The organism is Modestobacter italicus (genome assembly GCF_019799965.1).
GTDB lineage: Bacteria > Actinomycetota > Actinomycetes > Mycobacteriales > Geodermatophilaceae > Modestobacter > Modestobacter italicus_A.
In genome coordinates this window covers 1-3,887 of record NZ_JABGCJ010000020.1, presented here as the reverse complement: position 1 = coordinate 3,887, position 3,887 = coordinate 1, and the positions used below count along the sequence as shown (strand labels likewise).

General features: G+C 34.2%; 1 pseudogene. It reads right to left on the bottom strand.

The features are described 5' to 3' along the window. Positions 1-3,192: 3,192 nt before the first annotated feature. A pseudogene (locus HLA93_RS20175) lies at positions 3,193-3,858 on the bottom strand (hypothetical protein); the annotation flags it as partial. Between the last annotated feature and the right edge of the window lie 29 nt (positions 3,859-3,887).

Sequence of the window (3,887 nt, the reverse complement as noted above, 5' to 3'; positions counted from 1 at the left end):
GGACAAAACACATATATAATAAAAGAGAATTAAATCCATGATGCCAAGAAATAAAACAATAGGATTAAAAAAAAATCCTAGTACCCAATTTTACATATGATAATAAAAATCATAATCTTTGAATTTAATTAATTAAACCATATTAAAATGCCATCATCAATTCCCAAATCCATGTATGTATAGGCTCTGATACCACTGAAAGGATGCGACCATGGAACCCCGCAGCGGAAGTGTAAACAAAAATTTTGTCAAGTAAGGGTTCCATTCACAAACTTGCAGGACTCAATTACATACATAGAGATTCAAGAACACATATAATTTCACCATTTACATAATGATAACAAATAATCAAATACAGTAAATCATACTTACTTGATTATTCCAAGCTTGCAGTTTTCCTTCGATCCTTGAGCACCGAAATTACAGTGCCTCCAACAGTAATCCACACAGCCTAAAATCCCTTAACTTTCTTGTTCTTCACAACTCTTGTTGAAGAAACAAGCTTGAGAGGAAAGAGAGAGAGGTGTGGAGTCAAAATCCTAGAGGGAGGCTAGGGTTGATGATGCATGAACATTATGAAACCCTAACCCATAGCTTCCCTTTTATATCACCTCTCTTCTTATGATGGTGTTTGGTTACTAGTGCTAGCATGACCAAAAACCATTTTAGGATAACCCTATTCCAGTTTAGTGTATCCCTATCCTTTAATTAATTAACCCTTTAATTAAACAAGGATAAGCTTATACATAACCTGAATAGCTCCTCTCACTCAATTAAGAGAATCACTTAAGCTTATTGTGTGTGACCCATTGGGTTCACCCCAACCTAGCAGTGGACAGGGACATCTCTATGTCTCCTATAAATGGAAACTTTCCATTTAAGGTTCAATTGGAACTATTCCAATTTTGCCCTTATTGATAACTCTTTATCAATTGGCCTACACTGGTCATGAGTGACGTCTAGCAACATATCACGACATACCCTAGGTTTAGGTGAATAGCAGAACTATTGCGAACCCTTCATGCTACTTAATCCTTCATCCCCTAATGTCACAGTCAAAGATAATCAGGTATGGTTTATAAGTCAAACCCTATCTTGACTCCTTGATGTTTGTTCATAAGAGATAAACTCAAATAGGCAGAAGCAGTGAAACTCTTTTCACTGTTTGCCTTTCACTCTGGCCAGAGATTCCTTTTGAGAACTATCCTTATAAACTATCCTGACATTCTCTCTCATCAAACTGAGAGTGATGATCCCTTATTGCACACTCACCTGCCTTCATACATAACTCACTAGAGCCAATGAGCACCGGATTACCACCTTGAAAAAGGCAATACAAGGTACTATCAAACTCTAGCAACCCATGCATAAGACAGCTATGGTGTCTCAGGTCTTAGGATTACCATATGGACGTAGCACAAGAATATTCCTTTTGACATGACTACCATAGGAATATTCTAAGCTGGTCTAGTTCAGTGTACACATTCTCTAATGTGCACCCACAGATTAACTATAGTGTCACTACACCGATAGGAAAGACTACCTATCCTCCCATTGGAGCCAGTTTAAATCTGTGCTACTCTTATACGGTTAGTTAAATATCCACTTTAACAAACCTATGAGTAGGAACTGTTTTAGAATAAATGTCTATGAGAAATTATCAGTCTCTCTATCTCAACTCTTTGAGATGAATATTTCTCCTATCATTTATTCATGGACCTTATCATTAATGTGTTTAATACACATCAGATAAGTTATACCTTCATTTATTAATAATATGAAACTTATATGCCCTTTAGGATTGGTTTTAGGGCATACCTCTAACAATCTCCCACTTGCACTAAAGCCAATCATCATAGTATCGAATACTAGTCTTCGCAAGACAAGGCTTATTGCACTCTCTAGTGTATAGGCAAGGTAGATTATCAGATGCAAAACCATTTTGCATTTTATTATTTTCAATAATAGTATTTAAACTAATTCTGCTGCCAACTCTGATGTCCTAGTAAATGAGACCTATGCTTCCAAAAGAAAGCATTTGTTCACTCGACATTCTATTAGGCAATCTATGTAAATGGCGTGTATTTAGTAATTTCTTGAAATACAAGTATTTCATTCTTAAACCCTTTTAAGAACAAACTTGTTTCTATTCTGAATCTCTATTCTGAATTGATTATCAATATCTGCCTGACAACTCTTTGCAGCATGTTCTTGATATTGATATAAGTACATACTTTATTCTCATATGAGTCTCATATTTCTCAAATATTTATCTCATATGAATTAATCATTTCAAAAACTCCTTTTTGATGTGATTTGAATTCCTATAACGATTATGGAATTCTTAATACTACTTTAGTATTAATAGTGTGTACTAATAAAGAAATTAATTTGATGACTTTTCATGCTCCCACTAGTCCTTTTAAAAACTAAGGTACTTTATGTATTAAACCCTTTAATTACATAAAATTCCCTTTGTCGTTTTATAAAGGTATAATTTTAAACTAATATGGAAACCATGTTTTCTTATAACTCTTTATATAGAAAACTTGTTTTTCTAATAACTCTTTATTTAGAAAAACTTTCTTTTAAAGTTTATTTGAAATATCTTATATTATCAAATAACCTTTAAACTATATCGTTTAACATTTTAAAGGTCCTTAAGTGATATAAGATTATTAAGATATCCCAATATCTTTCTTTTAGTTTTACTTCATAATAATCAATTGAACTTTTCAATTATCTATTATTCATGAAGTATATAAGCTAAAAGTTAGGGTTTATACATCTTATGTATTATCCCTTTAATCTTTATATACACTTTAATTTTTATTCATTCAAGGCATTTGTAAAGAATTAAGAACTTTAAGACAGTTGCCAGATAAGATTTCAAAATCTGAAATATCTAATATTAAAGATTTATAAAATCAAATAAATGTTTAAACAAACATTACTAAAATAAAGACTTCCAGAGGAAGTAATTATTACATCCAGCAATTAAAAAGTTCTTAAAATTCTGAATAAGTAAAAATCAGGCTTCAAAGTCAAAGGCAGCAACACTTTGAGCCTTTCCAAACAAAGCCAGCCTGAAGATCACTCTTCTTTCTGCTTCCCCTTGTCTCCTATATACAATCGCATTGTACAATAAAACAATTAGGTATCGCATACCATAAGCAGAATACTAATTCGAAATTAGTAAATGAATAAATGACAAGACGTACCACTAGAAGAACCTTTCTTCAGAGTTGCTAGGTACTCCTTGCAATTTCTCTTCCAATGACCTGTTTTACCGCAGTGGAAACACTTTCCCTTAGAGTCTTTTGACTCTTTCTCCTTCTTCTTCATACCTCCTTTAGCTTTATATGGAGAATTCTTCTTCTTCTTACCCTTACCCTTAGGCTTGGATCTAGAAGTTGAAGCACCATCAAAAACTAAAGCGCTTCCTTTAGAGTCCTTTCTCAAAGTCTCTTCAGCAGTCACAAGCATATTCATCAAGTCGGTCAGAGAGACCTTGTCATTCACATCAGACATGTGAAAGTTCATGATGAATGGTTTGTAACTATTAGGAAGTGAGTGAAGCAGAATATCAGTCCCCATCTCAGAAGAAATATCCACCCCTAGATCATGCAGGGCATGAATATTGCGGATCATCTTCAAGCAGTGCTCATTGACAGATGTCCCTTCCACCATCTTAGAAGCAAAGAGCTCTCCCACAGTGTTGTACCTTACAACCCTATTCTGAGACTCATACAGCTCCTTCAGATGGGTGATGATAGCATGCGAGCTTTCTATGACTTCATGTTGCCTTTGGAGCTCATTAGTCATCGATGCCATTATGTAGCACCTCGCTTGAATATCATCCTCGAGCCACTTGTTTTAAGTGTCAG